We start from the raw sequence: 25,242 nt of genomic DNA on the forward strand, positions 1-25,242 counted from the left end.
GCTCGGCTCCGTATCTTCAGAACAGCGGAATCAGCCAGCCATGACGGACGCCGCGTCGGTCGGCGCGGGACCCGCCAATATCGACGGGTACATCGCCGATTCGCTCTATCCGAGCGTGTATCACTACCTGTTCGCGCCCGAGTGGACCGACACGGTGCTGTTGCGTGCGGGCAAACGCCCGCCGCGAGGCTTGCCGGGAGCGGACTGCGGCACGACAATGCTCGACCTCGGCTGCGGCGACGGCCTCGGCCTGATCGCGTCGGCCTATGCGGACCCTTCGAGCCGGTTCATCGGCATCGACGCCATGCCCGGGCATGTCGAACGCGGCAGGCAAGCCGCGATCGAACTGGGCCTCGCGAACGTCGAACTGCGCTGCGCGACCTTCGGGCAGGCGCTGGAGTTCGAGCCGGTCGAGGCGCACTACGTCGCCGCGCAAGGCGTGCTGAGCTGGGTCTCGCCGCAGGCGTGCGCCGATCTTATCGCCCTGATCGCCCGAAACCTGGGACCCGGTGGCGCCGCCACGGTCGGCTATAATACCATGCCGGGCTGGACCAGCCGGCTGTCGTTCCAGAAAATCGTGCATACGCTTTCGCGAACCGTCGCGGGATCGCCGCAGGAACGCTTCGCGGGCGGCTTCGCGCGCACGCGCGAACTGCCCGCGCTCGGCGCGCACGGCGTGAGCGAGCACGTCTTCGAATGGATGGACGAACTCAGCCTGGACGTGCCCGCAGGCTACCTCCCCCACGAATATCTCAACGCAAACTGGCAACCATTGTGGTCGCTCGACGTGATCGAAACCTTCGCGGACAACGGCTTGACCTATACCTGCCCGGCCATGCCGCAATTGCTGCGCGACGCGTTCGTCCTCAAGCGCGCACAGCGCGAGACGCTCGCGACTTACGACGATGCGGCGACGCGCGAACTGGTGAAAGACCACTTCATCAACGAGCAGTTCCGCATGGACGTCTACACCGGCGGCGAAGCGTCCGAGGTCGCCCGATCCGAGGCGGCGGAGGCGCTGATGCATTCGACATGGCTGCTGCGCAGGCCCGAGGAACAGGTCGAGTTCGCCATCGACGGGCGCGTCGGCAAGGTCCGCTTCGACAATCTCGCGGCGCGCGCGGTGGTCGAAAGGCTGTCGCGCGGTCCGGCCAGCCTTGCCGAAATCGGCGAGGCGCATGACGACTGCACGCGCGCCGATCTGCTGCTGGCGATCGATGCGCTCGCATACGACGGCCAGGTCGTCCCAGTCCGCCCGCGCGACGATTCGATCGACTGCGCGGCGTTCAACCGCTGGGTCGTGGCGGGCGGCGTTGCGCGGATGGGCGCGGTGATGACCCCATTCGGACCCGTGTCGGTCGGGCCCGCTGTGCTGCCCAGCGCGCTCGACGACGCGGCCTCGCGCCGTCGCCTCGGACTCTAGCGGCCAACCGGATCGCCGCGCATTCGGGGAATGTTAAGCGCGGCGCGCTAGTGGGACGGGATGCTGCCCGTCTTCCTGACCATCGACACCGAGTTTTCGTCCGGCATGTTCGCCCGGGGCGAAGGCCGCGACTGGCAGGACAATTTCGCCCGGTGTCTGTCATGCGAAACGACCGGCGGCGAAGTCGGGATCTTCTACCAGATGGACGTGGCCGACCGCCACGGTCTGAAGCTCGTCTTCTTCGTCGATCCGATGCCCGCGCTGGTATGGGGAATCGAGCCGATCAAGCGCGTGGTCGGCCCGGTCCTCGATCGCGGCCATGACGTGCAGCTCCACCTGCATCCAGAGTGGCTCGCGTTCGCCCAGACAAATCCGCTCGGGACACGCACCGGCCGCAATCTCGCCGATTTCACCCGCGAGGAACAGCTCGTGCTGCTCGCCTGGGCCGTCGAGCGCCTGACCGCTGCGGGAGCGCCGCGTCCGGTCGCCTTCCGGGCCGGCAACTACGGCGCCGACGACAACACCTTGCATTGCCTGGGCGAACTCGGCATCGCTTTCGACACGAGCTTTCCGCCGGGCATCGGCCGGTCGGACTGCCGCCTCTCTTTCGGTTCCGAAACGATCCTGCCGGTCGCGCGCCACGGCGTCACCGAGCTGCCGATCGGCGCGATCGGCGGCCGTGGCCTTCGCCGCCGCCACGCGCAACTGACCGCCATGTCGCAGTGGGAACTGCGCAGCGCGACGCGCCATGCGCAAAGGTCGGACTGGCCCGCCTTCGTGCTCGTCTCGCACAGTTTCGAGATGATGAACCGCGCGCGCGGGACCGCCAATCGCATCGTCCAGACCCGCTTCGAGCGGTATTGCGCATGGCTCGCCGCCCAGCCCGGTATCGAAACGTGCGACTTTCGCGACGCGGCGCGCAACGCGCGGCTGGCGTCGACGCGAGACCATCAGGCCGCCAGGCTGATGCCCTACAATCCGGCGCGCGAGATCATGCGCATTGGCGAGCAGGCGCTCGCCAACGCGCTCTACTGAGCGCCATGAGCCTGATCGCAGCGCAATTCGGCACATGGCGCGGCCTCGTCCGGCTGGCGCTCTCCTATGCCGAGACCGGCCTGGGCCTCGCCCCGTCGCGCCGACCCGATCCGGATGCGGTCCATCGGCTCGTTTTCGTCTGCCACGGCAATATCTGCCGCAGCGCCTATGCCGACGTGCTCGCGCGCGAGGCCGGTATGGCGGTCTGCTCGTTCGGTCTGTCGACCTCGACCGGCAATCCCGCCAACGATACGATCGTGCGGATCGCCGCGCGGCGAGGTCACGACCTCTCCCGGCATCGCGCCACGGCCCTTGCCGACTACGCGCCGCGCGAGGGCGACTGCCTCGTCGCGATGGAAGTGCGCCACTTGCGCAAGCTGGCCGCCGACGAGCGGCTGAACGGCCTGCCGCGCGTGCTGCTCGGGAACTATTGCCGGGTGCCGGTGCCGCACCTGCACGATCCCTACACGCTCAGCCCCGCCTATGCCGCGACCTGCATGGACCGGATCGAGCACGCGGTCGTCGGGCTGTGCCGCGCCTTTCCTAACGCAGTCGCCGCCGGATCGAATCGATCAGATCGCCCAGCAGCGGCATCGGATCGCGCCAGTTCCACACGTAGTACTCTGTGCGCGGATTGAAGAACTCGGCGAGAAACTGAGCCGACAGCTTCAGCTTCCGCCCCGGCGAGAGCGAACCGCCGCGCCATTGCGCGACAAGGTGCTTCATGTCGGGCGCCATGAACCGGGCCCGGCGCGGCTTGAGAGGGGTTGGCGCTTCGCTGCGATCGCCGCGCGCGAACCTTCGGTAGAGCTCCCAGGCGAATTCGGCGCCGGACGACGAGGCGAGCGGCAGGCTCCCCCAGAACCGGCCGTTGACCTCCATCAGCCAGTAGCTGCCGGTATCGGGGTTGTAGCGATATTCGACCATCGCCGGCCCGCTCCACCCGATCTCGCGCAGCAGGGCCTCCGATCGCGCCATTTGCTCGGCATGGAGGGCCAGCGGAACCGTGGTCGAAAGCGAGGAGACGCCGCCGGTCGGGGGCCATTCGCGCAGCCGCCGGTGCTGGAAACGCAGGGTCGCCCGGCCGTCCTGCATGTGAAGCATCTGCCCCAGTCCATAGCCCGCGCACCAGGTCTGGACCAGCGGCCAGGTCCCGATCCGATCGTAGCGATGAAGGATGCCGAGAAGCGCCTCGGGGCCATCGGCGTATTCGACCTTCTCCCAGGCCAGCCCCGCGGTGGCGAGCGCACCCATCACGGCACCCGGCTCCGGCCACTTGACCGCGACGGGATAGGCGAGCCGCGCCGCATGAACCTCGAAAGTGCCGGGATCGTCCGGCTGCCAGCTATCGGGGACGTTCATACCGAGCCGCGCCGCGATCTCCAGCGTGCGCCGCTTGTCGAGCACCAGCGCCAGCTTGTCGGGTGGCGGGCACAACACCGTGCAGCCCTCGAGCCGGGGCGCGAGCAGCGAGAGTTCGACGAGCTGGTGCTCTGATATCGCCATGATCGCGGTGATGCGCTTCTTGGCGACGAAGCCCGGCAGCCAGTCGGCAAGCGGCTTGCCGATGATCGAGAAGCCCTTGGCGTAGCGCGAGTGCCGTCCGATCGACAGCGCGCTCTTGCCGAGCGCGACCACCGGGACGCCGTGGCGCCCGAGTTCACGGATCACGGTCAGCCCGATCGGACTGTCTGCTCCCAGGACCGCGGCAAGCTCGTCGACAGGCATTTTCGAACGGACCCTTGAGCTTTCAGGGCGGTGCCGGTCGGGCAGCGCGCACGTCTCGTAACGGACGATGCGTAAACGCACCACTAAGCAATTGGCGGGGCTGCCTGCCTGCATCGAAACAAGGACCCCGCAAGCTGCGGCACCGGCTTGCGTAAGAACGCAAATGCAACTGAATTTGGCGGATATCGCCGCGAAATTGTGCTGAAGGTTCCCTTTTGCCCCACGATTTGATAGGGGGCCCGCCTTCCAGCAAACAGCAAGAGCACCGGCACCACGGCCGGCAGGATGGTCAAGGGCACATCACGGTAGAGTGCGGCAACTCGAAGAAGCGATCCGTTGCGGATCCTTCGCGTCTTTGTTCTTCGTCTCGATTCAAAAGGCGTGCCCCCGCCCCTGCGCGATTTGCATGGCTCATCGGGATTATCATCGCGTTGACTTCGGCCCCGGCGATCGCATCGCCGCCGGCCTTCTCGGCCAGCGAACCGATCGTCACCGACACCGGCTACAGCCTCATCGAATGGCGCTCCGACGGACCGGTCAGCCTCGAGATCGCGCGCGCCGGCGGAGGCATGACGCCGGACACGCTCTACGAAGGGACCAACAAGTCGTTCTTCATCTCGGGCCTCGCCAACGGCACCTACGACCTGACGCTGCGCGATGCCTCGGGCGCAGAGACCAGCGCGGTCAGGCTCGAGGTCGCGCACCAGTCGCTGACGCAGGCGCTGTGGCTCGTCGCGCTCGGCGCGGTCGTCTTTCTCCTGATCGTGGCCACGATCGCGAAGGGAGCGCGCGATGACTGAGACACAGGCGCTTCTTCCTCCCACCCTGGGCTGGCTCCTGCTCGCGGGCTTCAGCGTGCTGTGGGTCGGCCTCGGGATCTACTGGGGCCGCCGCAACAAGAGCTTCGAGGACCATGCGCTCGCGGGCCGCAACATCGGCCTCGCGCTGGGCTCCGCAACCGCCGCCGCGACCTGGATCACATCGAACACGACGATGCTCGCGCCGCAGTTCGCGCTGCAGCTCGGCATCTGGGGCATGCTCGCCTATTCGACCGCCTCGTTCGGCCTGCTGCTGTTCGCGCCGATGGCGGGGCGCATCCGCACGCTCATGCCCAACGGCTATACGAGCGGCGATTTCTTCCGCCTGCGCTACGGGCGCGCGGCTTGGGCGATCTTCCTCGCCTTCACGCTGTTCTATTCGCTGACTTGGCTGGTGAGCATGGCGATGGCGGGCGGCATCCTGCTCAACGCGCTTTCGGGCATCGACTATGCCTGGGGGATGAGCGTGATCCTGGGCGTGTGCGTGCTCTATACGATGCGCGGCGGGCTCGCGGCGGTCATCGGCACCGACTTCATCCAGAGCATGATCATCCTCGCGGGCATCGTCATCGTCGGCATCGCGGTGCTGAGCCACGTGCCCGTCGCGGACATTCACGCGAACCTCACGGCCGAGCGCCCGGCGCTGCTCGACGTGCTGTTCCCGGCCGCGCTCATGGCGATCTTCAACAACCTCCTGTTCGGCCTCGGCGAGGTGTTCCACAACAACGTGTGGTGGAGCCGCGCCTTCGCGTTCCGCAAGGGCGTCGCCGGCAAGGCCTTCGCGCTCGGCGGGGTGATCTGGTTTCCGATCCCCATCGCCGCCGGCTTCATCGCGCTCGCCTCCGGCGCGCTCGACGTTCCGGTGGCCGCCTCGGACATGGTCGGGCCGCTGGTGATCGCCGACGTGCTCGGCTTCGCGGGCGCGATCGGCATCTTCATCATCGTGTTCTGCTCGCTCGCCTCGAGCATCGACAGCCTGCTCGCGGCGACCGCGGACCTGCTGACCGAAGACGTCTATCGCCGCATGCTGCGCCCCGACGCGCCGCACGACCGGCTCAAGACGATGGCGCAGTACGTCACGCTGGGCCTGGGCCTGTTCACCTGGGCGGTATGTCTGCCCCGGATCGGCACGCTGGCGACGGTTCTGTTCTTCGCAGGACCGCTGGTCGGTGCTATGATCTGGCCGATCATCACCGGCCTTTACTGGCGCAGCGCGACGACTGTCGGCGCTGTCGGCGGGATGTTGCTCGGCGCGGCCGCCGGGCTCACCTGCTACTTCCTCATCGGCTGGTACACCGGCGCGCTCGTCGCCACCGCCGTTTCCATGGTCTGGGTGCTCGCCTGCGCCCGGCTTTCCAAGTCCCGTTTCGACTGGACCAAGCTGAAAGAGACCGAATGACCTTTTCCATCGGCTTTCTCGAAGTCATCATCTACGGCTCGCTCGGCTGGTGCGCGCTGTCCGTGATCGGCCTGTCCGCAACGCTCGTGCGCGACATCGTGCGGGGAGAAACGTGGTGAACCTTTCCGCCTCGCAAGTCGACCACGTCGCCGATCCGGCCCGCAAGGACGGCGGCATCATCGGCAATCGCCCCGATCCGGGCAGGTTCCTGGCGCGATCCCCCAAGCTCAAGGTGACGGTGCTCGACCGGCTGCACCACGGCTCGGTGCTCTCGGCGACGCTGTTCGATCAGGAGTTGCTGGTCGAACTCGCCAAGCTCGCGGCCTATCTCCAGCTCGGCCAGTTTCCCGCCGGCCACGCGCTCGAGGACAAGATCATGGCCGCCGCCTTCTTCGAACCGAGCACGCGCACGCGGCTCTCGTTCGAAAGCGCGATGCTGCGCGTGGGCGGCAAGACGATCAGCGTGGCCGACGCCAAGACCACCGGCGTCGCCAAGGGCGAGAGCCTGCGCGACATCGGCCAGATGTTCAATTCCTACGCCGACGTGGTGGTCGTGCGCCACACCGAGCAGAAGGCGATCGAGGAGCTTACCGACTACCTCAAGATCCCGCTGATCAACGGCGGCAACGGCTCGGACGAGCATCCGACCCAGGCGCTCGCGGACTGGTATGCACTGCTCAAGTGGAATCCGGAAATCGCCTTCGGCCAGCTGCCCGAGAAATTCCGCCTCAACATCGGCATCATCGGCACTCCGGGCAACATGCGCACGGTCAAGAGCTTCCTGATGCTGGCGCTGCTGTTCCACGAGAACATCAACCACATCACGATCTTCTCGGAGATGGCCGACCCCTTGGGCGACGAGATCCGCGAGTTGACCAACGCCAGCCCGATCGGCATCGATTTCTCGCGCAACCTCAAACAGAGCCTCGAGTATCTCGATGTCATCTACATGAACGCGATCGCCTTCCTGGGTGACGGCTATCGCTCGTTCGGCAGCGAGTTCGCGCTCGACAACGACAGTGCGCTCAAGCCCGACACCGTGATCCTCCATCCGCTCGCGCGCGGCCCCGAACTGTGCACCGGCCTCGACCAGACGCAGCACAATCTCTATTTCAACCAGGCCGACGGCGCGGTCTGGATACGCCAGGCGCTGCTCCTGTCGATCTTCGGCCGGGTCCGCGACGTCGTGCCGACCACTTTCCTCGCTTGAGCGGCGAAACCTTGAACGCGACGCTTTTGAACACGTCTTTGAAAACAGGAACCGACTGATATGTGCGGCATTGCCGGGCTGTGGAGCCCCACTCGCTATACCTCCGAGACCGAGGCTCATGCGCAGGCGATGGCCGATGCGCTCTACCATCGCGGCCCCGACGGACGCGGCTTCCACTTCGACGAGGCCGAGAAGCTGGCGATGATCCACACCCGGCTGTCGATCATCGGCCTCAACGCGGGCGACCAGCCGATCTACGGCCGCGAGGACGACGGCACGAGCGATCTGATCCTCACCGCCAACGGCGAGTTCTACGACTACAAGCGCCTGCGCGGCCTGCTCCGCACCGACGGCTACAGCTTCGCGACCAAGTCCGACAGCGAGATCGCGCTCAAGCTCTACGACAAGCACGGGCTCGACTTCGTCGACCATCTGCGCGGCGAATTTTCCTTCGCGCTGTTCGACCGGGCCAAGCAGCGGCTTATCCTGGTGCGCGACCGCTTCGGGGTGCGTCCGCTGTTTTACCACAAGGGCGAGGCCGGCTTCTTCTGGGGCAGCGAGATCAAGGCGATGCTCGCGCATCCCGATCTGCCGCGCGAGATGTGCCCGAAGGCGCAGCTTCACCAGATGATGCAGGTGATGGTGCCGGGCATGACGCTGTGGAAGGACGTGCACGCGCTCAAGCCGGGCCACATGCTTATCGTGCAGCGCAAGGGCGACGATTTCGAGCTCGAGGAACGGCAGTACTGGGACGCCGAATTCCCGCTCGAGGGCGAGCATGACGAACTGCCCGACGAGGAGCATATCGAGCGCGTACGCGCCGCGCTGGTCGAATCGATCGCGTTCCGGCTCGAAGCCGACGTTCCGGTCGCCTGCTACCTGTCGGGCGGCATCGATTCCTGCTCGATCCTGGGCATGGCCGCCGCGATCCAGCAGTCGCCGGTCAAGGCCTTCACCATCTCGTTCGACGACGACCGCTACGACGAGGCGGCGATCGCCACCGAAATGGCCGAGAAGGCCGGCGCCGACCAGGACATCCTCAACATCAAGGCCGAGGATCTGTACGGTAAAAACTTCGAAGACGCGGTCTACTATTCCGAGCGGACCTTCTACAACACGCTCGGCGTCGCCAAGATGCTGATGAGCAAGCACGTCACCGACAGCGGCTACAAGGTCGTGATCACCGGCGAGGGATCGGACGAACTGTTCGGCGGCTATGCCCAGTTCAAGGCCGACCTGTTCCTGCACGATCCCGAATACGCGCAGACCGCGGCGGGCGACGACATGAAGAAGCGCAACGCGATCTTCTCGGGCTCGGTGCTCGCCGAACAGCAGATCAGCCACCCCGCCTTCGAGGAAGTGATGGGTTTCACCCCCTCGTGGATCCAGCCCTGGATGCTGGTGCTCGAACGCGTCAAGCCGCTGCTGTCCGAGGACTTCAAGGCCAGGCTCGGCGACTACGATCCGGTCGCGGCGATCGCCTACAGCCTAGACAGGTCGAAGCTCGACGGACGCCACGTGCTCGACAAGGTCCAGTATTCGTGGATCAAGACCATGCTCGAGGGCCAGATCCTCAACTGGGGCGGCGACCGGGTGGACATGGCCAACAGCCTCGAAAGCAGGCCCGCGTTCCTCGACCACCACGTCGCCGAACTGGCGATGCGCATCCCGCCGCACGTGCGCATCCGCGACGGCATCGAGAAGTGGGTCGTGCGCGAGGCGATGAAGTATGTTCTGCCCGAAGTGCTCTACAAGCGAGAGAAGTTCGCCTTCATGGCGCCGCCCGCGCACACCGACGAGGCCAAGACCGCCGAGATCAACAAGCTGATCCTCAAGTGGCTGTCATCGGAAAAGCTCGCCGAGCTGGGTATCTTCGACGAAGAGAAGCTGACCGCCTCGATTGAGGACTACCGCAAGAGCGACGATCACACGCAGAACACGCGCAAGGACATCATCCTCAATCACGCGATCGGCCTGCACGCGATCGGCGAATTGATCTGATCCGGGCCTGACATGAAACGGGGCGGAGGACACATAGTCCCCCGCCCCGCTCACATGGGATCGCCGCCTGCGGGCAATCACATCATCATACTGCTGCTGTCGGGCGTGAATTCGCCGAGCATATCGAGAACGCTGTCCGCGTTGTCGGCCATGACCATCTCCAGTTCGCCCGCGGCGACCGGAAGGTTGCCCTTGTAGCCCGCGGTGCCATCGGCCTCGCCGTCACCGGCACCCTGGCCTTCCTCGAGACTCAGACCGTGCAGAACGATCTCGCGCAGGTCGAGCATCGGGTCGGCACCGAGATCCTCGGCGGGCAGTTCGAACGACATGGTGTAGGACACCGTTCCGTCCTCGCCCGGCGTCGGGAAATCGCCCATGTCGTCGGTGAGCGGCAACAGCACCTCGCCGTAGTCGGGCAGCGCCTCGGCGAGTTCGACGTAGCCGTCGTCGTCCGCGTCAGCGTCCATGGTCGGGCTCATCGACTCTTGCACGTCGCCCATCTCGTCGGCCATGAAGCCGTGGATGTGCTGCGCGTGCATTTCGCCCGGTTCGAGGCCCTCGGCGTAGACGGTGACGGTGAGCGTATCGCTGTCCTCGTCGAAGCCGGCGAGCGCCATGCCGCTCACGCCCGACCCGTTGAGCTCGGTGAACGAGGTGGTGAAGAACATCTCGTCATCGGCGTAGGCGGTCTCGCCCGTGAGCTGCGCGACATCGGTGGCGAAGCCCAGCGGGAAATCGCCCATGTCGGGATTGGCGGCCGCGGTCAGCATGTCGAGCGTGTCGATCGCATTGTCCTCGGTGACCATCTCCAATTCGCCTGCTGCAACCGGGAGATTACCCTTGTAGCCGGCGGTGCCGTCGGCCTCGCCGTCGCCGGCGCCGTCGCCTTCATCAAGGCTCAGGCCGTGCAGGACGATCTCGCGCAGGTCGAGCATCGGGTCGGCGCCGAGATCTTCGGCGGGCAGATCAAAGGTCTGCGTATAGGCGACCATGCCGTCCTCATCCGGCGCGGGGAAGCCCCCCATGTCATCGGTGAGCGGCAGAAGAACGGGCCCGTAGACCGGCACGCCCTCGGCCAGCTCGATGAAGCCGTCATCGTCGGCATCCGCGTCCATGGTCGGCGTCATCGAATCCTGCACATCGCCAATCTCGTCGGCCATGAAGCCGTGGATGTGCTGCGCGTGCTCCTGACCCGGTTCGAGACCCTCGGCGTAGATGGTGACGGTCAGTTCGCTGGTGTTCTCGTCAAACCCCACGAGCGCCGTACCGGTGACATCCGACCCGTTCAGCTCGGTGAACGAGGTGGTGAAGAACATCTCGTCGTCCAGGTAGGCGTCCTCGCCCGTCAGCGTTGCGACACTGTTGGCGAAAACCGTCGGGAAGTTTTCGTTGGCCTCGTCGTCGAGGTCGGTCACGTTGACGGTAATATCCTGGGACGACTGGTTGCCCTGATCGTCAGTCGCGATGACAGTGAAGTCATAGCTTTCCTGAGCTTCGAAATCGGGCGCCTGCAGGATTACGATCTCGCGGGTTTCGGCATTGATCGCAAACTTCTCGGCATCCTCTCCGGTAAGGCTGAGGGTAACGTCGCCGCCTTCCGGATCGGTCGCACCGGGCGTCAGCACCACCGTACCGGCCTCGACGTTTTCATCGAATTCGAAAGTGGTCGTGGCGTTGGCGAAGACCGGCGCCTCGTCGACATCCTCGATATTGATCGTCACGTCCTGGTCGGTCGAGTTGCCCTGGTCATCGGACGCGGTCACGGTGATCGCGTAGCTGTCCTGCGTCTCGAAGTCGGGAGCGGAGACAAAGGTCACTTCTCCGCTGTCCGCATCGATCGCGAAGGCGTCGGCATCGGTGCCCGAGATGCTGAAGGTGACGGGATCACCGTCCGGGTCCGTCGCATCGGCGTCGACGATCACGGCGTCGGTGCCGGTGTTCTCGTCGAAGGTCACGGAGTCGGCGACGGTCAGCGTCGGCGCCTCGTTCATGTCAACGGGCGGCAGATCATCGTCGTCATCATCATCGGTGAGAATGAGCACCGCGGCGCCGACCGCGGCGATCCCGAGCACGGGCAGGACCCAGCCGCCCATGCCTTCGCCACCGAACTGGAAGTACCCTTGCGAGCCGGATTCCGGAGCGGCGGTGACCGTATCGCCCGCGCCGCTCCAGGCGACTTCGACGGACTCGCCCATCATTTCGCCGAGCATGGCCGAATTTTCGGCCGCGAGTTGCTGCGGCGGCGCTTCGCCGTGCTGCGCGGCGCGCGCCTGCGCTTCGCCCTCACCCGGCTCGCGATCGGCCTCGGCGCGGCCATGTTCGGGCTCGTCCTCGTTGTCGCGTTCGATCTTCGCCCATTCCACGTCAGCGAAGTCGCTGGGGGCGCTCGCCTCGGGGCCGGTGGCCTGGCCAGCTGCCGCGGCAGCCACCTTCTCGCCGTCTCGACCTTGCGGCGCGCGCGTGTCCGGGTTCCTGGCTCGGGCGGCTTCGCTAGCCGCGGCGTTGACGGCGCCATCCTGATGGTCGCGGTGTGGATTGTCGCTCATGGCGTGCTCCTAGGTTCGTGTGGCGAGCCCAGGGAAAGAAGAAACAAGAGATAGTATTATACCCTCTCCAAAGACCCATTATGAGCAAAAAGATACATAGCCGATCATCAATATGACTTATATGTGTCCGTTGCTATCGACCTAACGATGACGAATGGCGGATCGTTCCTCAGAGATTCAATTTAACTTTTGAGTATATCTCTGAAGCAGATCATCATATGTTATAATTTCTGATGGCGACCCAATTCCGAATCGCATGGAAGGGGATTCGTCTCGGTCATTTCTCCGGCACGGGAGGTGGCAGCCGCAAGATGCCTGCCACACCTCCGGCGCGGTTGCCCGCGCGCGAGGGGAAGGCAACGGCTTGTGCCCGCGCCCAACCTCTGAGCGGGTCAGTTTCCGGTTTGGGCGGGACCCGGACGGTCGCGTTCGTATCGCCGCGTGCCGGGAAAGGCGGGCAACCAGCTTTCGCGGCGGATCGTCCACAGTTCGTAACCGGGCTCGAACCGGTCCGGCGTATCGAGCGCGCCGAGGTTGACTTCCACCTCGTCATCGCTGCGGCCAAAGACCGGCGAGCCGCAGCGCGGGCAGAAATGGCGCCCGCCAAAGGTGCCGACTTCGCCTTCGACGGTCACCGCGTCGGCGGGGAAAATCGCGGAAGCGTGGAACAGCGCGCCGTGGTGCTTGCGACAGTCCATGCAGTGGCACAGCCCCACGCGGCGGGGCTCTCCCCGCGCGATGAAGCGAACCGCGCCGCACAGGCAGCCGCCGGCGACCTCGCTCACCGCGCTGTCCGCCACCCCGCTCAGGCCGGGACCTTCTCGCAGGCCAGTTCCTGTACGCATTCGTAAAGCAGTTGCGCGCCGCGCTCGATGTCGGACCAGTGGGTCCACTCGTCGGGCGCGTGGCTCACGCCCTTGACCGAAGGCACGAAAATCAGCGCCGCGCGTGTCAGGTTGCAGAAGAACTGCACGTCATGACCCGCGCCGGAGGGCATGAGCTTGTAGCTGTAGCCCAGCGCCTTGGTGCGCGCCTCGATCATGTCGATCAGGCCCGCGTCGCAATAGGCCGGTTCGAGCCAGCTCATCTTTTCGTATTCGAAACGCAGCTTGTGCTTGCGCGCGATCGTCGAGAGCACGCGTTCGCAGGCGGTGGCGAGCGCGCGCATCTTTTCCTCGGACAAGTCGCGGCCGACGATGGTGAAATCGACCTCGCCGGGCACGGTGTGCGGAAAGCCGGGCTTGCAGGCGACGTGGCCGATGGTGATGCGGCTCTTGTCGGTCCCTTCCTCGTCGATGATGCGCGGGATCTCGTGCGCGAAATCGACCATGCCCATCAGCGCGTCGGCGCGCATGTTCATCGGCGCGGTGCCGGCATGGTCGGGCTTGCCGATCATGCGCACCTTCCACTTGAACACGCCCGAAATGCCTTCGACGATGCCGATCGTGGTCTTCTCGGCATCGAGCACAGGGCCCTGCTCGACATGAAGTTCCAGGAAGGCGCGGATCGTCTCGGGCCGCCGATAGGCGTGCATCGCCTTGGTATAGTCGAGCCCCGCCTCGGTCATCGCGTCCTTGAGCTTGTAACCGTGTTCGTCCGCCGCGTTTTCGAGCCATTCCAGCGTCAGGTTGCCACTCATTGCCTGCGCGCCGAGCATGCCGCCGAAGCGGCCTTCCTCCTCGCTGGTGGCGATGACCTCGATCGGATAGTCGGGCTTGATGCCGTTCGCCTGCATGGTGCGCACCACTTCGAGCCCGGCAGCGACGCCGAGCACGCCGTCGAAGATCCCCGCGGCGGGCACCGAATCGAGGTGCGAGGCAAGAATGATCGCCGGCTTGTCATCGGGCCCGAAACGGCCGCAGACGTTGCCCGCGCCGTCCATCCAGTGCGTCATGCCGAGCTTTTCGAATTCGCCGCGCAGCCATTCGCGCGCCGCCATGTCCGCCTCGCTGAAGCCCTGCCGGTAGACGCTGCGGTCCTCTTCGTTGAAGCCGAAGCGGGAAATGGTGGCAATGTCTGCTTCGATCCGTTCGACGTCGATGCTTGCGATCTGGCGTTGGGGCACGGGTCCTCCTTGTTTGTCTTGTCCAGCATAGCCCCGCGGGCCGGAAGTCGCAAAGCGGGCTCGCGACGCGGGCCACCGCCCGGCGGTCGACACGGGGCCGAACGATGGCGCAACGCAGAGGTCTTCCACAGGTTTCCGCTCGATACCGGCGGTAATCGCGCATTTTCGCGTCGGGGCCGGACCATCGGACGCGGCCGCAAGCAAGCGGCGCGGGCCCCGGCGGCGCGTCGTCGGGCGGTCCGGGGCCGCGAGCGGCGCGCCGGGCGGACTAGGTGGATTCGATCGCGCGCGAGGCGCGAAACGCGCCGCGCAGGTTATGGCGATGCCGGTCGTAGGACGCGCGGGAAAACCCGGCCTCACGGCAGAATTCCCAGTGGCGACCGGCTCGGGCCGTATCAGCCTCGGCGGGCTCGGCGCGTCTCTCCGGTCGCGAATGCGCGGGGTTAGCGATGGGTTTTGTCTTCGTCATTCTGGCTCGTCCGAACTGTTCGGATGATGCCCGCCAAGGCTCTCGATAGGCAGATCGTGCTTGCCTCTTCGCAAACGCGTAACCACGGAATTCCCCGTATTTTCGCAGGCACTTGGTGCATCGCGCAAGGGGCCAGATCCGGGGTTCTGCGGATCCCTGACTTAACCCGACAATTGCTATGGTGCGCCTAGAACCGTCACCGGCAAGCAGAAGGCAGTCCGTTTGCCAAACCGTAGTGCCGAAGGGCCGAGGTGTACGTTGTTCCCGCGTTCGACGCAGGGCCGTTCCATAAGGGAAACGCCTGCGAGAACGCGCAGGCGCGACGTCCGATCGAGCTCGTCGGCAGCAAACGCGAGGCTGCCTTATGCTGAGATCGCAGAACACCCATGCCGATCCGAAGAACTCCAAAGATGATCCGGAGACGCACAGCGCGTTTCAGTTCAGCGACTGGGATGATCTGAAGGCGTTCCAGGCGATCTTCGACAGCGCGCCCTATGGGGTGCTCATCACCAATTCGAACGGTGAGATCGAAGCCGCGAACGCGAGAGTGCTCGACATGTTCGGCTACGAGGAAACCGAACTCATCGGCAATACCGTCGAGATGCTCGTTCCGGCGCGATCGCGCAGCGGCCACGTGCGGCAGCGCGAGGCCTACCGGCGCAACCCGTCGGCCCGCGCGATGGGCGCCGGGCGCGACCTGACCGGCCAGCGCCACGACGGAATCGAATTCCCGCTCGAGATCGGCCTCAACATCCTCGACGCACCGAGCGGGCAAAAGACCTGCGTGACCGTGATCGACATCACCCAGCGCAAGCGTATCGAACTGCAACTGCGCGACACCAGGGCCCAGCTCGAGGAGTTCTGCTACGTCGCCTCGCACGATCTGCGCTCGCCCATCCGCGGCGTGGCCAATCTCCTCGAATTCCTGCGCGAGGATATCGCCGAGAAACCCCGCGCCGAGCTGATGCACCACGTCGATCGCATGGCCCATCGCGTGGAGAACGTGGAGCGGCTGATCACCGACCTTCTGGCCTATGCCCGTGCCGGCAAGCGCGAGGCCGCGACCGACACCATTTCCCTGCCCGAGCTGATTGCCTGGACGATCGAGCTCGAGGACCCGCCCGAGACCTTCGAGATCGTGGTCGACGTCCCCTCGGCCACGTTCACCGGTTCGGCCACTGCGCTCGGCACCGTGATCCGCAACCTCCTGGCCAATGCGATCCGCCACCACGATCGCGAAGAGGGCCGGATCGAAGTGCGCGGCTGGTTCGAGGGCAGCCACTGCGTCATCGAGATCAGCGACGACGGCCCGGGCATCCCCGCGGCGGCACACGACCGGATCTTCCGTCTGTTCCAGAGGCTGAACGCGCGCAAGGCCGAGGGTAGCGGCCTTGGCCTCGCGCTCGTGCGGCGTCTCGTGGAGGGGCACGGCGGCACAATCTCCCTCAGGAGTCCGGATGGCGAACGCGGGGCGACCTTCCGGATCGAATGGCCCCGGTTTGCAAGGACTGACCACGATGACTGACGAAGTAACCGACATACTGGTTATCGACGACGACGACATTACCGCCGAACTCGTGGAGCGCGCACTGCGCCACGAGGACGGCACCTACCGGATTATCTCCGCCACCGACGGAATCGACGGCCTCGCCCAGTTGCGCGGGACAGCTCCCAACAGCGCACGGCGACCGCTCGTCGTCCTGCTCGATCTCAACATGCCGCGCATGAGCGGCTTCGAATTTCTCCGCGCCGTCCGGGCCGACTGCAGCCTGCGCGACAGCGTGATCTTCGTCCTGACGACCTCGGACGCGGAGGAAGACCGCGCGCGCGCCTATTGCGAATGCGCCGCCGGTTTCATGACGAAGAGCGAAGTCGGGCTTGGTTTCCGGCAGGTCGCCCGCCTGCTCAGCACATACTGCAACACCGTTTACCTCCCTGCATGAAGGACCCGATGATGCACAATTTCCGGCATAGGTTTCTTATCGTCGACGACGACGAAGTCGATCGCGAGCGCCTGACGCGGCTACTGGGCAATATCTATCCCAATGCCGAGCTCCACAAGGCGGTTTCGATCGAGGACGCCCGCCGCTCGCTGCGCGGCTTCCAGTTCGATTGCGTCATGATCGACTACGAACTCGGCGATGCGACCGGCACCGACCTGCTCGAAGACGTGGCCGCGCATCGCGGCGAGATCTGCCCCGTGATCCTGATCACGCTGCACGAGTCCGACCAGCTCATCGTCGATTCGATCCGCAAGGGCTTTGCCGACTACATCCCCAAGTCGCACCTCACCGCCGAGAGTCTCAAGCGCGTGATCGACGAAGCACTCGCCCGCGCCGCGGCCGAGGAGAAGCGCCGTTCCGACGAGGTGGGCCTGCGCGCGCTGGCGAACTCGATCCAGCGCAGCTACGAGCAACTGCTGATCGCAACGGCGGATCGCGCCCAGGACATCTCGGACAGCAAGAGCCTGTTCCTGGCGAACATGAGCCACGAGATCCGCACCCCGCTCAATACGGTCATCGGCCTTTCGCACTTGCTCGAACGCACCGCGCTCGATGCCGAACAGGCCGACATCGTCCACAAGATCCGCATCGCCAGCCGGACATTGCTGACCACGGTCAACGACGTTCTTGACCGCACCAAGCTCGACGCAAACGAGATGACGCTGGAAAGCGTCCCGTTCTCGCTCGCCGAGATCGTCAGGGACCTGCGGACGATGACCGAGCCGCAGATCGACAAGCGGCCGATCAAGTTCGAGATCGCCATCGACGAGGAACTGCCCAAGCATCTGGTCGGCGATCCTTCCCGGCTTCATCGCATCCTGCTCAATCTGCTGACCAACGCGATCAAGTTCACCGATACGGGCAAGGTCAAGCTGGCCGCGTCGCTCGATCCGAGCGGAACGCGCCTGCTGATCAGCGTCAGCGATACCGGCATCGGCATCAAGCCGGAGCTGCGCGAACAGCTCTTCACGCCCTTCACGCAGGCCGACTCCTCGACGACGCGCAAGTTCGGCGGCACGGGGCTCGGCCTGTCGATCTCGCGCGATCTGGCCAAGCTCATGGGCGGAGACATCTCCGTCGAAAGCATGCCCGGCACGGGCAGCGTCTTCACGCTCGAACTGCCCTATCAGCCGTTCGAGCAGGAAGTGCGCGAAGTTGCCGAGGAAGCGGAGAACGGCGAGCCGAGGCTCAAGGACGTGCGCGTCCTCATCGTCGACGATTGCGACATCAACCTCGAGGTGGCGACGCGCATCCTCGAGATGGAAGGGTGCATCGTCGCCACCTCGGTCAACGGACACGACGCCGCCAAGTTCGCGATCGACGCGCAAGGCGCGATCGACGTCGTGCTGATGGACCTGCAGATGCCAGTGCTCGACGGGCGCGACGCCTTCCGGCGGATCAAGTCGGTCCTCGGGGACGAGCGGCCCGTGGTCATCGCCCTCACCGCCGGCGTCTCGGCCGGTGACTTCGGCACGCTCGACATCGCGGGCATGGACGGCCTCATCTCCAAGCCCTTCGACGTCAACGAGCTCGTCGGAGTGATCCGCAGCAAGATCGAGCAAGGGCCGGGCGGCGCGGCGCAACACAGTGTGGTCCCGCAAATCGCGGACGAATGGCCGGCGATCGACTGCGTCGACATCGATGATGTCCGCTCGCAGTTGGGTGACGATGTCCAGCTCTTCCGCACGATCCTGCGCCAGCTCATCGACGATTACCACGACATCGCCTGGCTCAACGCTTCGGCGAACAGCCAGGAGCAGAGCAAGCGGCTCAGCCTGCTCCGCACCGGCGCCAACCTGGTCGGCGCGGGCGATCTCGCGCAGGCCGCGGGACGCGCCGCCGAAGTCGCGGCGCGCGGCGCCTTGCAATCCGAGCCGTCGTATCTGGCGGCCGTCTGCTTCGAGGTGAGCCGTCTGCAATCGGAATCGGCATCGTTCCTGGAAGGCCTCGCGCTACCCCGCGAGGGCCGGCGCAAGGCCTCCTTGCCACGCCCGACAGCCGGGTCCGACATGGCCGAAGGACGGACGCCTGTTTTCCACTGAGAAGCCACCTTACGCATCGCGAATTGACACCTGCCTGACCCTGCAACCACCTGCAAAAGAGGATAACTTCCATGCCCCAGACCACCATCCCCGAGGCGATACAGAACCCGCAACTGATTGCCCGCTTCGAGGCGCGCCGCGCCGACTTCCTGCGTTCGCTGAAACGGCTGCGCCCCGCCGATGCCGCGAACGACGACAGGGTGGGCGGCATTCTCACCGAACTGCACAAGCTGGCCGGCGTCGCCTCGCTGTTCGGCGCCGAGCAGCTCGGCACGCATGCCACGGCCTATCATCTCAAGCTGAAGAACGCCCCGGTCGGCAGCCGGCCCGAGATCCTGCGCGAGATGCTGCGGGTATTCAGCGACGACAAGCGCTGATGCCTCGCGTCCTCATCGCGGAAGACGACCCCCTGGTCGGCGACATGCTGCAATTTGCGTTCATGGAAGCCGGTCATGGGGTCGGTGTGATCGGGGACGGCTCCGACGCACTCGGGGCGATCCGGTCGAGGCGGCCGGACCTTGTCATCCTCGACTGCGAATTGCCAGGCATGCACGGCCTCGCGATCCTGGCGGAGATGCGGCGCGACGCGTTCCTATGGAAGATCCCCGTGGTCTTCCTCACCGGCGCGCGCGGCCCCAACGACGCGGACATGGCGATGCAGTCCGGGGCGAACGGCTTCCTGCACAAACCGTGCGATCCCCGTCGCGTCGTCGCGCGCGCGGAGGAGGAACTGACCCGCGCGAAACGCCCCGTAACTCTCGTTCGAAGCGTCGGCTAGCCGAAAGGTAGCGCCGACCCCCGGATTGCCCCGGGTCCGGTCCGGATGGAACCCAGCCGCCTCCCGGCTTCGCCCCCACGGTTCCATCCGGATCGGATCGTCACAAGGCAGACGACGCGATTCCATAGAGTTAGCGACTACTGTTGACACGATCCAAACGTTGCAGGGGAGCCCCCCTCCGCTTCGCGTGTCACCGCCGGCGGGGCCGGACGCAATGCCTGCGAAATCGCTCCATGTCGGAAAAAGGGAGAACGTGTGGAGGCGTGCTGCATGCCTGAAAGAACAATACTCGTCGTCGATGATCACCCGCTGTGCGCGGCAGCGATCATCCAGGCGTTGGAGACTCTCGATCCGGGTCTCGCGGTGCGCCATCTGGCCAGCCTGCGCGATCTCGAACAGTCCGCGCCAGATCCTTCGGTTTCCTTGATCCTGCTGGACCTCAAACTGCCCGATGCCACGGGAATGCAGGGCATAGGCCTGGCCAAGAGCGCCTATCCGACGGCGTCGGTCTGCGTGGTCAGCGGACAGTCCGACGCCGGAACGGTACGCCAGGTCATCGCGCACGAGGCGGATGGCTTCATTCCCAAGTCGCTGTCCTATGCCGACCTCTCGGAGTCGCTGGAGCGCATGTTGCAGGGAGAGAGGGTCGTGCCCCGCTGCGTCGCGGAGCCGGCCGAGCCGGTCGCCCACCTCAGCCCGGCGGAGAGCAGGATTATGAAATGCCTTTGCCTGGGGCTTCAGAACAAGCAGATCGCCTACGAACTGGGCATCTCGGAATCGACCGTGAAGAGCCATCTTGCCCACATATTCGCGAAACTTCGCGTCCAGAACCGATCTCAAGCCATCGTCGTGTTCACGCGTCGGACCAATGACGATTCGTTTACGGACGACGGTCCGAGGCTAGCCTTCGGATAGCCTCCGCGCCGCCCGTATATCCAACGAAACTGCGGAAATCGCACGAAAAAATTGAGCCGGCTCCGTCCTCCCCGTGGCAGCGCGGACTGCCCCGGCCCTGCCGTCGCGAGAAGGAATGGTCCTGAACGACCGGCCCTGCACCAAGCACCTCCTGCATTTGCGCACGGCACAAGGCGGGTTCGGTCGCCGGCCAGCGGTCGAGAGGCGTAACGCCCGCCGGAGCCGGCCACGGCAGCCGCCCGCGTGAAGTTGGACGACGTGGGCGACTGCCTGGATGTCGAAGAGGATCGTCGCGCCGCCAAAAAAAGGCAATCGTCCGTATGGCTTAGGTCAAGAGTCTCATGCCCCGAGGGGCAGCCATGGACGACCCGCCCACGCTCGTCCCGCGCAGCGCGCGCAGGCTGTGCTCGGAGCATGCCCGATGCGGACGAGAAATCGCCGCGACGACAAACAACAGAACTGGCCGCGAAGGCCTGGTCGAAATCTGAGGATGAGCAGATCGGCAGGCGTCGACGCCGGACCCCAAAGAGAAACGTCGATGCACGGGCCTGTTCAATTCCGCGTTCGGCGGGACAGACCTCGCGCATCGACGCCAACCGGGAGATCGGCGGACTTCATCTTCCCCGGCCCGTGAGGCAGCACGGACCATTAGCCGAAGGTCGTCCGTCGGTTGATCCGAACGCCTTCGTTGCCTTGTTGGTCGCACACACGGGCGGCACAGTATATCGTCCAAAAGTATGAACGAGAGCGCAAAGTCGCCCCGATGTCCATGAAAAGGCCCGGTTAATTCTTCTATGATGCCCGGCGACACCCCGGGGGGCGCGAGCGGCCGCCGCGCGCACGGGCATTGCCCCGACGCGGCGGAGATCATTCGGCCGATCTGGTGATCTGGCGGCGCGAGCCGGGCCCTTGCGCGGCACGCGCTCGTCCCCGTCTGTTTAGCCAGGCTTCTTGGCGGGCGCCCGGCGAGCACGCTTGGGCTTCGCCGCCGGGGCGGCCGTCACCGGCTCTTCCGGTTTGGAGAGCTTCTCGATTTCCTTCTCGGGAGAGACGAAGACGTCCTCGCCCTTGGCTTTGCGACCGATCGAATACTTGTAGATGACGTAGGCCGAAGCACCGCCGACGGCCCATCGAAGCAACTTCATCAATGTGTCCTTTGCGTTGTCTGTCCAGCGGTCGCGCGCGACGGCGTGCGGCCCGCCCCCGAAGCCCCCCAGCCATGCGAATGGGGTGCGAAGATACCAGCCTGTAGCCAAAAATGCCGCCATTGTAACGCTTTCAACTGAAAGTTTTCCCAAGTGCGCGCATGCGAGACCGTTGAACTGCCGCGGCAATGGCGGCGCGACCCTCGCGGAACCCGGCTCGCCAAGCCCGTCGCCGGGCTTGACGGATCGCCCGGCGCACGGCTCTCTCACAGCGACGCGTTCGACCGGCGAAAGCAAATGCCGGCGAACGAGATCGCCGAGGGGCGGGCGGCACCGCCCTGGCCCGCGGCGGAGGGAGACGAGATGGCCGACGCGAACCTGCACCGCGAACTCTACAACACCGACGTTCTCGCCAATGCGCTCAACAACGGCGGTGACCGGCCGCTGCTGCACCAGCTCGACGGCCCGACGCTGACCGTGCGCGACATGCGCGACGAGACGAGCCGCTATACGCAGGTGCTCGCCGGCCTTGGCGTCGGCGCCGGAGACCGCGTCTCGCTGATCGCGCCCAATATGCCCGAGTGCCTGCATGTGACGCATGCGCTGCAGTTCCTCGCGACGCTCTATGTGCCGATGCATCCGCTCTCGGCCCTGTCCGACCACCTGGGCGTGATCCGCGACGCCGACGTGGCGCTGCTCGTGTTCGATGCCGAGCGCTTCGAAGCCCGCGCGGCGGAGATCGCAGCGCAGGTTCCAGGCATCAAGCTGCTCGCGATCGGCAAGAGCGATCTCGCCCCCGACATCCGCGAACTGGCCGCCGGATATGCGCCCGCAAAGCTGGTTCCGCCCGTGGTGGACGGCCACGACGTGATTCGGCTCGGCTATTCGGGCGGCACCACCGGCAAGCCCAAGGCGATTCCCAGCATCCAGCGCACCGGCGCGCTCACCGGGCTTTACATGCAGGCGGTGTGGGAATGGCCGCAAACCCCGCATGTCCTCTCATGCGCGCCGCTCACGCACGCCGGCGGCGCGATGTTCATGCCCGCGCTGCTGCGCGGCGGCACCTTCCTGATCCTGCCGCGCTTCGATCCGCTGCAAGTGCTCGAGATGATCGAGGCGCGGCGGATCAACTGCATGATGCTGGTGCCGACAATGATCTACGCCCTGCTCGATCATCCGCGCTTCGGCGAATTCGACCTCTCGAGCCTCGAAACGGTGTTCTACGGCGCTTCGGCGATCAATCCCGTGCGGCTGAAGGAAGCGATCGAGCGGATCGGGCCGGTCTTCGCGCAGTTCTACGGCCAGGCCGAGGCGCCGATGGTGCTCACCTACTTCCGCAAGGCCGATCACGATCCGAACGATCTCAACCGGCTGACGAGCTGCGGCACGCCGAGCCCTTACGTCCGGCTCGAACTGCACGACGCCCAGGGCAACGAAGTTCCCGACGGCGAGCCCGGCGAGATCGTCGTCCAAGGGCCGCTGGTGATGGACGGCTATCGCGACGCCGAGCTTACCCGGCAGGCGTTCGAAGGGGGCTGGCTGCACACCGGCGACGTCGCGGTGCGCGATCCGGACGGCTTCCTGCGGATCGTCGACCGCACCAAGGACATGATCATCTCGGGCGGGTTCAACATCTACCCGCGCGACATCGAGAACATCATCGCCGAGCATCCCGCCGTCGCCGAGATCGCCGTGATCGGCGTGCCGCACGCGAAATGGGGCGAGGCGGTCATGGCCGTGGTCGTGCTCAAGCCGGGCGAGAGGGTGAGCGAGGAGGAGCTGTGCGCGCCGGTCGCGCGGCGCAAGGGCTCGTACCAGACGCCCAAGGCGGTGGCCTTCGTCGATGCCATTCCGCAAACGCCGGTGGGCAAACCCGACAAGAAGGCCTTGCGCGCGCGCTACGCCGAGGCAGCGGCGGCAGGCTGAGGAATTTGCTGAACCTGCCTTGGCATTTGCTCGCAGCGCTGTAGCATCCCCGGCTTCGCCCACGAGGCAGGACAACAGGGACACGCATGACAGCCAGCACACCGTCGGGAACCTTCGAAGCAGCGTTCACCCGGCTGACCGAGCCCGTCATCAACATCTCGGACTTCATCTGGGGCGGCACCTGGCAGGGGAACGAGGTCCTGCCCTTCCCGCCGATGGTCTTCATCCTGCTGGGCATCGGCCTCTACATGATGGCGGGGCTCAGGCTCTATCCGATCCGCAAGCTCGGCTCGGCCTTCGCGGGACTGTTCAAGCGCGGGGACGGCGGCGGTTCGGCCGGAGAGATCTCGCCGTTCGCGGCGCTCTCCACGGCGCTGTCGGGGCAAGTCGGCACCGGCAACCTCGCCGGCGTCGCGACCGCGATCACGTTGGGCGGCCCCGGCGCGATCTTCTGGATGTGGATCACCGCGCTGATCGGCATGGCGCTCGCCTTCGCCGAGGGCGCGCTCGCGGTGCGCTTCCGCGAGACCACGCCCGACGGACACGTGCGCGGCGGACCGATGGCCTACATCACGCTCGGCCTCGGCCCGAAGTGGAAATGGCTTGCCGCGCTGTTCTGCCTCGGCACGCTGTTCTCGGCGCTCGTCACCGGCAACGGCATCCAGGCCAATTCCTTCGCCGATTCGGTGCAGGAGCTGACCGGGCTCGACGAATGGATCGGCGGCCTGATCGCGGCGATCGCCGTCTTCGTGGTCATCATCGGCGGGATCAAGTCGATCGGCAACGTCGCCGAGAAGATCGTCCCGACCATGGCGGGGGCCTACATCCTGATGGCGCTGATCGCGCTGATCATCAACATTCAGGACATTCCCGAGACGTTCTCGCGCATCTTCACCGGCGCGTTCAACCCGCAGGCGGCGAGCGGGGGCTTCCTGGGCGCGGCGCTGATCATCGCGATCCGCGCGGGTGTTTCGCGCGGCCTCTTCTCGAACGAGGCAGGCCAGGGCTCGACCCCGATCGCGCACGCCGTTGCGCAAAACCCCGATCCGGCCGCGCAGGGCCGCTTCGCAATGCTGGGCACCTTCATCGACACGATCGTGATCTGCACGATGACGGCGCTGGTGATCCTCACCGTCGAGGGCAACTTCACCCACGTCGACGCGGCTTTGGGCGCGAGCGAGGCGGTCAAGCATGCCTGGCAGTCCGACCTTGCCGGCTTCGCGATGACATCGGGCGCATTCGCCGCGGCCTTCCCCTTCGAACTCTTCGGCATTCCCATCGGCACGCTGGTCGCCTCGGTGGCGCTGCTGCTGTTCGTGTTCACCACGCTGCTCACCTGGAGCTACTACGGCGAGCGCGCGATCACCTTCCTATACGACATGGTGCCCGGCTCGAACCGCAAGGGCGAGCTGGTGCTGCACATGATCTGGCGCGTGCTGTGGTGCGTGGTGATCTTCATCGGCTCGTTCGCGCCGCTCGGCTTCGTCTGGCGCCTGGGCGACATCTCGAACGCGGCGATGGCGCTGCCCAACCTGCTCGCGCTGCTCGCGCTCTCCGGCCTCGTCTTCGCCATGGCGCGCGGCGAGCCGGTGCGCGGCAAGGGCGAGATCGTCCCCGCCGAATAGAAAGAGGACGGCCGCATTCGCGCGGTCCGGCTCTTCGCGGGGGCACACATGGGGACAAACCCGAGGCTATGGTCCTGCCAAATGGGCAATGTGGACTTGTCGGTCCTCAGTTCC

22 protein-coding genes are annotated in these 25,242 nt (G+C 65.7%); 17 read left to right on the forward strand and 5 right to left on the reverse strand.

Annotated features, from left to right (window positions below; genetic code table 11):
• The first annotated feature begins 40 nt into the window (after positions 1-40).
• The 3 genes from B2G71_RS10305 to B2G71_RS10315 are packed head-to-tail and all read left to right on the forward strand — an operon-like array spanning position 41 to position 3,096.
• On the forward strand, positions 41-1,423 hold the full coding sequence (locus tag B2G71_RS10305; RefSeq protein ID WP_168176329.1) for a class I SAM-dependent methyltransferase: 1,383 nt from the start codon (positions 41-43) through the stop codon (positions 1,421-1,423).
• A 60-nt stretch (positions 1,424-1,483) separates the two neighbouring features.
• Positions 1,484-2,458, forward strand: a complete 975-nt coding sequence (locus B2G71_RS10310) for a hypothetical protein (RefSeq protein WP_098105679.1) — start codon at positions 1,484-1,486, stop codon at positions 2,456-2,458.
• Between the two features lie 5 nt (positions 2,459-2,463).
• On the forward strand, positions 2,464-3,096 hold the full coding sequence (locus B2G71_RS10315; RefSeq protein WP_240530097.1) for a phosphotyrosine protein phosphatase: 633 nt from the start codon (positions 2,464-2,466) through the stop codon (positions 3,094-3,096).
• On the opposite strand, the gene B2G71_RS10320 is transcribed toward B2G71_RS10315, so the two are convergent.
• On the reverse strand, positions 3,002-4,186 hold the full coding sequence (locus tag B2G71_RS10320) for a carboxylate--amine ligase (protein ID WP_098105680.1): 1,185 nt from the start codon (positions 4,184-4,186) through the stop codon (positions 3,002-3,004). The genes B2G71_RS10315 and B2G71_RS10320 overlap by 95 nt on opposite strands.
• A 431-nt stretch (positions 4,187-4,617) precedes the next feature.
• Here B2G71_RS10320 and B2G71_RS10325 point away from each other — a divergent pair, with 431 nt between their 5' ends.
• Genes B2G71_RS10325 through asnB form a run of 5 tightly spaced genes read left to right on the forward strand, consistent with a single transcriptional unit; the run spans position 4,618 to position 9,614 of the window.
• Positions 4,618-4,986: a hypothetical protein gene (locus B2G71_RS10325; RefSeq protein WP_240530098.1), complete on the forward strand. Its 369-nt coding sequence runs from the start codon at positions 4,618-4,620 to the stop codon at positions 4,984-4,986.
• Positions 4,979-6,403 (forward strand): sodium:solute symporter family protein, encoded by a 1,425-nt coding sequence (locus B2G71_RS10330; RefSeq protein ID WP_098105681.1) that lies wholly within the window; start codon positions 4,979-4,981, stop codon positions 6,401-6,403. The genes B2G71_RS10325 and B2G71_RS10330 overlap by 8 nt, the downstream gene beginning before the upstream one ends.
• On the forward strand, positions 6,400-6,522 hold the full coding sequence (locus tag B2G71_RS24755) for a hypothetical protein (protein WP_276306915.1): 123 nt from the start codon (positions 6,400-6,402) through the stop codon (positions 6,520-6,522). The genes B2G71_RS10330 and B2G71_RS24755 overlap by 4 nt, the downstream gene beginning before the upstream one ends.
• The gene (locus B2G71_RS10335; RefSeq protein ID WP_098105819.1) at positions 6,519-7,613 is read left to right on the forward strand and encodes an aspartate carbamoyltransferase; all 1,095 of its coding nucleotides are present in this window, start codon (positions 6,519-6,521) and stop codon (positions 7,611-7,613) included. The genes B2G71_RS24755 and B2G71_RS10335 overlap by 4 nt, the downstream gene beginning before the upstream one ends.
• Positions 7,614-7,673: 60 nt before the next feature.
• The gene (gene asnB, locus B2G71_RS10340) at positions 7,674-9,614 is read left to right on the forward strand and encodes an asparagine synthase (glutamine-hydrolyzing) (protein ID WP_098105682.1); all 1,941 of its coding nucleotides are present in this window, start codon (positions 7,674-7,676) and stop codon (positions 9,612-9,614) included.
• 77 nt (positions 9,615-9,691) lie between these two features.
• Here asnB and B2G71_RS10345 read toward each other — a convergent pair whose 3' ends face one another.
• The 3 genes from B2G71_RS10345 to B2G71_RS10355 form a co-directional block, all read right to left on the reverse strand.
• A complete protein-coding gene (locus B2G71_RS10345) occupies positions 9,692-12,160 on the reverse strand; it encodes a cadherin domain-containing protein (RefSeq protein WP_098105683.1) in 2,469 nt (822 codons plus the stop codon).
• Positions 12,161-12,552: 392 nt separating this feature from the next.
• Entirely contained in the window at positions 12,553-12,945 is a 393-nt protein-coding gene (locus B2G71_RS10350; RefSeq protein ID WP_098105820.1) for a GFA family protein, read from the reverse strand.
• Positions 12,946-12,965: 20 nt separating this feature from the next.
• Positions 12,966-14,225 carry a Zn-dependent hydrolase gene (locus B2G71_RS10355; protein ID WP_240530099.1) on the reverse strand — a complete coding sequence of 420 codons (1,260 nt, stop codon included), beginning with the start codon at positions 14,223-14,225 and terminating at the stop codon, positions 12,966-12,968.
• 833 nt (positions 14,226-15,058) lie between these two features.
• Between B2G71_RS10355 and B2G71_RS10360 the strand changes: the two genes are divergently transcribed.
• From B2G71_RS10360 to B2G71_RS23735, 7 genes are all read left to right on the forward strand, one after another.
• Positions 15,059-16,219: a PAS domain-containing sensor histidine kinase gene (locus B2G71_RS10360; RefSeq protein WP_098105684.1), complete on the forward strand. Its 1,161-nt coding sequence runs from the start codon at positions 15,059-15,061 to the stop codon at positions 16,217-16,219.
• Positions 16,212-16,637: a response regulator gene (locus B2G71_RS10365; protein ID WP_098105685.1), complete on the forward strand. Its 426-nt coding sequence runs from the start codon at positions 16,212-16,214 to the stop codon at positions 16,635-16,637. The genes B2G71_RS10360 and B2G71_RS10365 overlap by 8 nt, the downstream gene beginning before the upstream one ends.
• 8 nt (positions 16,638-16,645) lie before the next feature.
• Positions 16,646-18,739: a hybrid sensor histidine kinase/response regulator gene (locus B2G71_RS10370; protein ID WP_168176330.1), complete on the forward strand. Its 2,094-nt coding sequence runs from the start codon at positions 16,646-16,648 to the stop codon at positions 18,737-18,739.
• Between the two features lie 71 nt (positions 18,740-18,810).
• On the forward strand, positions 18,811-19,116 hold the full coding sequence (locus B2G71_RS10375) for an Hpt domain-containing protein (RefSeq protein ID WP_098105687.1): 306 nt from the start codon (positions 18,811-18,813) through the stop codon (positions 19,114-19,116).
• A complete protein-coding gene (locus B2G71_RS10380; protein ID WP_098105688.1) occupies positions 19,116-19,517 on the forward strand; it encodes a response regulator in 402 nt (133 codons plus the stop codon). The genes B2G71_RS10375 and B2G71_RS10380 overlap by 1 nt, the downstream gene beginning before the upstream one ends.
• A gap of 255 nt (positions 19,518-19,772) precedes the next feature.
• Positions 19,773-20,432, forward strand: coding sequence for a response regulator transcription factor (locus B2G71_RS10385; protein ID WP_098105689.1), 660 nt, complete (start codon positions 19,773-19,775; stop codon positions 20,430-20,432).
• 414 nt (positions 20,433-20,846) lie between these two features.
• A complete protein-coding gene (locus tag B2G71_RS23735; RefSeq protein WP_141521549.1) occupies positions 20,847-21,173 on the forward strand; it encodes a hypothetical protein in 327 nt (108 codons plus the stop codon).
• A 197-nt stretch (positions 21,174-21,370) separates the two neighbouring features.
• On the opposite strand, the gene B2G71_RS10390 is transcribed toward B2G71_RS23735, so the two are convergent.
• On the reverse strand, positions 21,371-21,577 hold the full coding sequence (locus B2G71_RS10390) for a hypothetical protein (RefSeq protein ID WP_098105690.1): 207 nt from the start codon (positions 21,575-21,577) through the stop codon (positions 21,371-21,373).
• Between the two features lie 363 nt (positions 21,578-21,940).
• Between B2G71_RS10390 and B2G71_RS10395 the strand changes: the two genes are divergently transcribed.
• Both B2G71_RS10395 and B2G71_RS10400 read left to right on the forward strand, forming a co-directional pair.
• The gene (locus tag B2G71_RS10395; RefSeq protein WP_098105822.1) at positions 21,941-23,503 is read left to right on the forward strand and encodes an AMP-binding protein; all 1,563 of its coding nucleotides are present in this window, start codon (positions 21,941-21,943) and stop codon (positions 23,501-23,503) included.
• Between the two features lie 86 nt (positions 23,504-23,589).
• Positions 23,590-25,128, forward strand: a complete 1,539-nt coding sequence (locus B2G71_RS10400; protein WP_098105691.1) for an alanine/glycine:cation symporter family protein — start codon at positions 23,590-23,592, stop codon at positions 25,126-25,128.
• The last annotated feature ends 114 nt before the right edge of the window (positions 25,129-25,242 follow it).

It is taken from the genome of Novosphingobium sp. PC22D (assembly GCF_002556635.1).
GTDB lineage: Bacteria > Pseudomonadota > Alphaproteobacteria > Sphingomonadales > Sphingomonadaceae > Novosphingobium.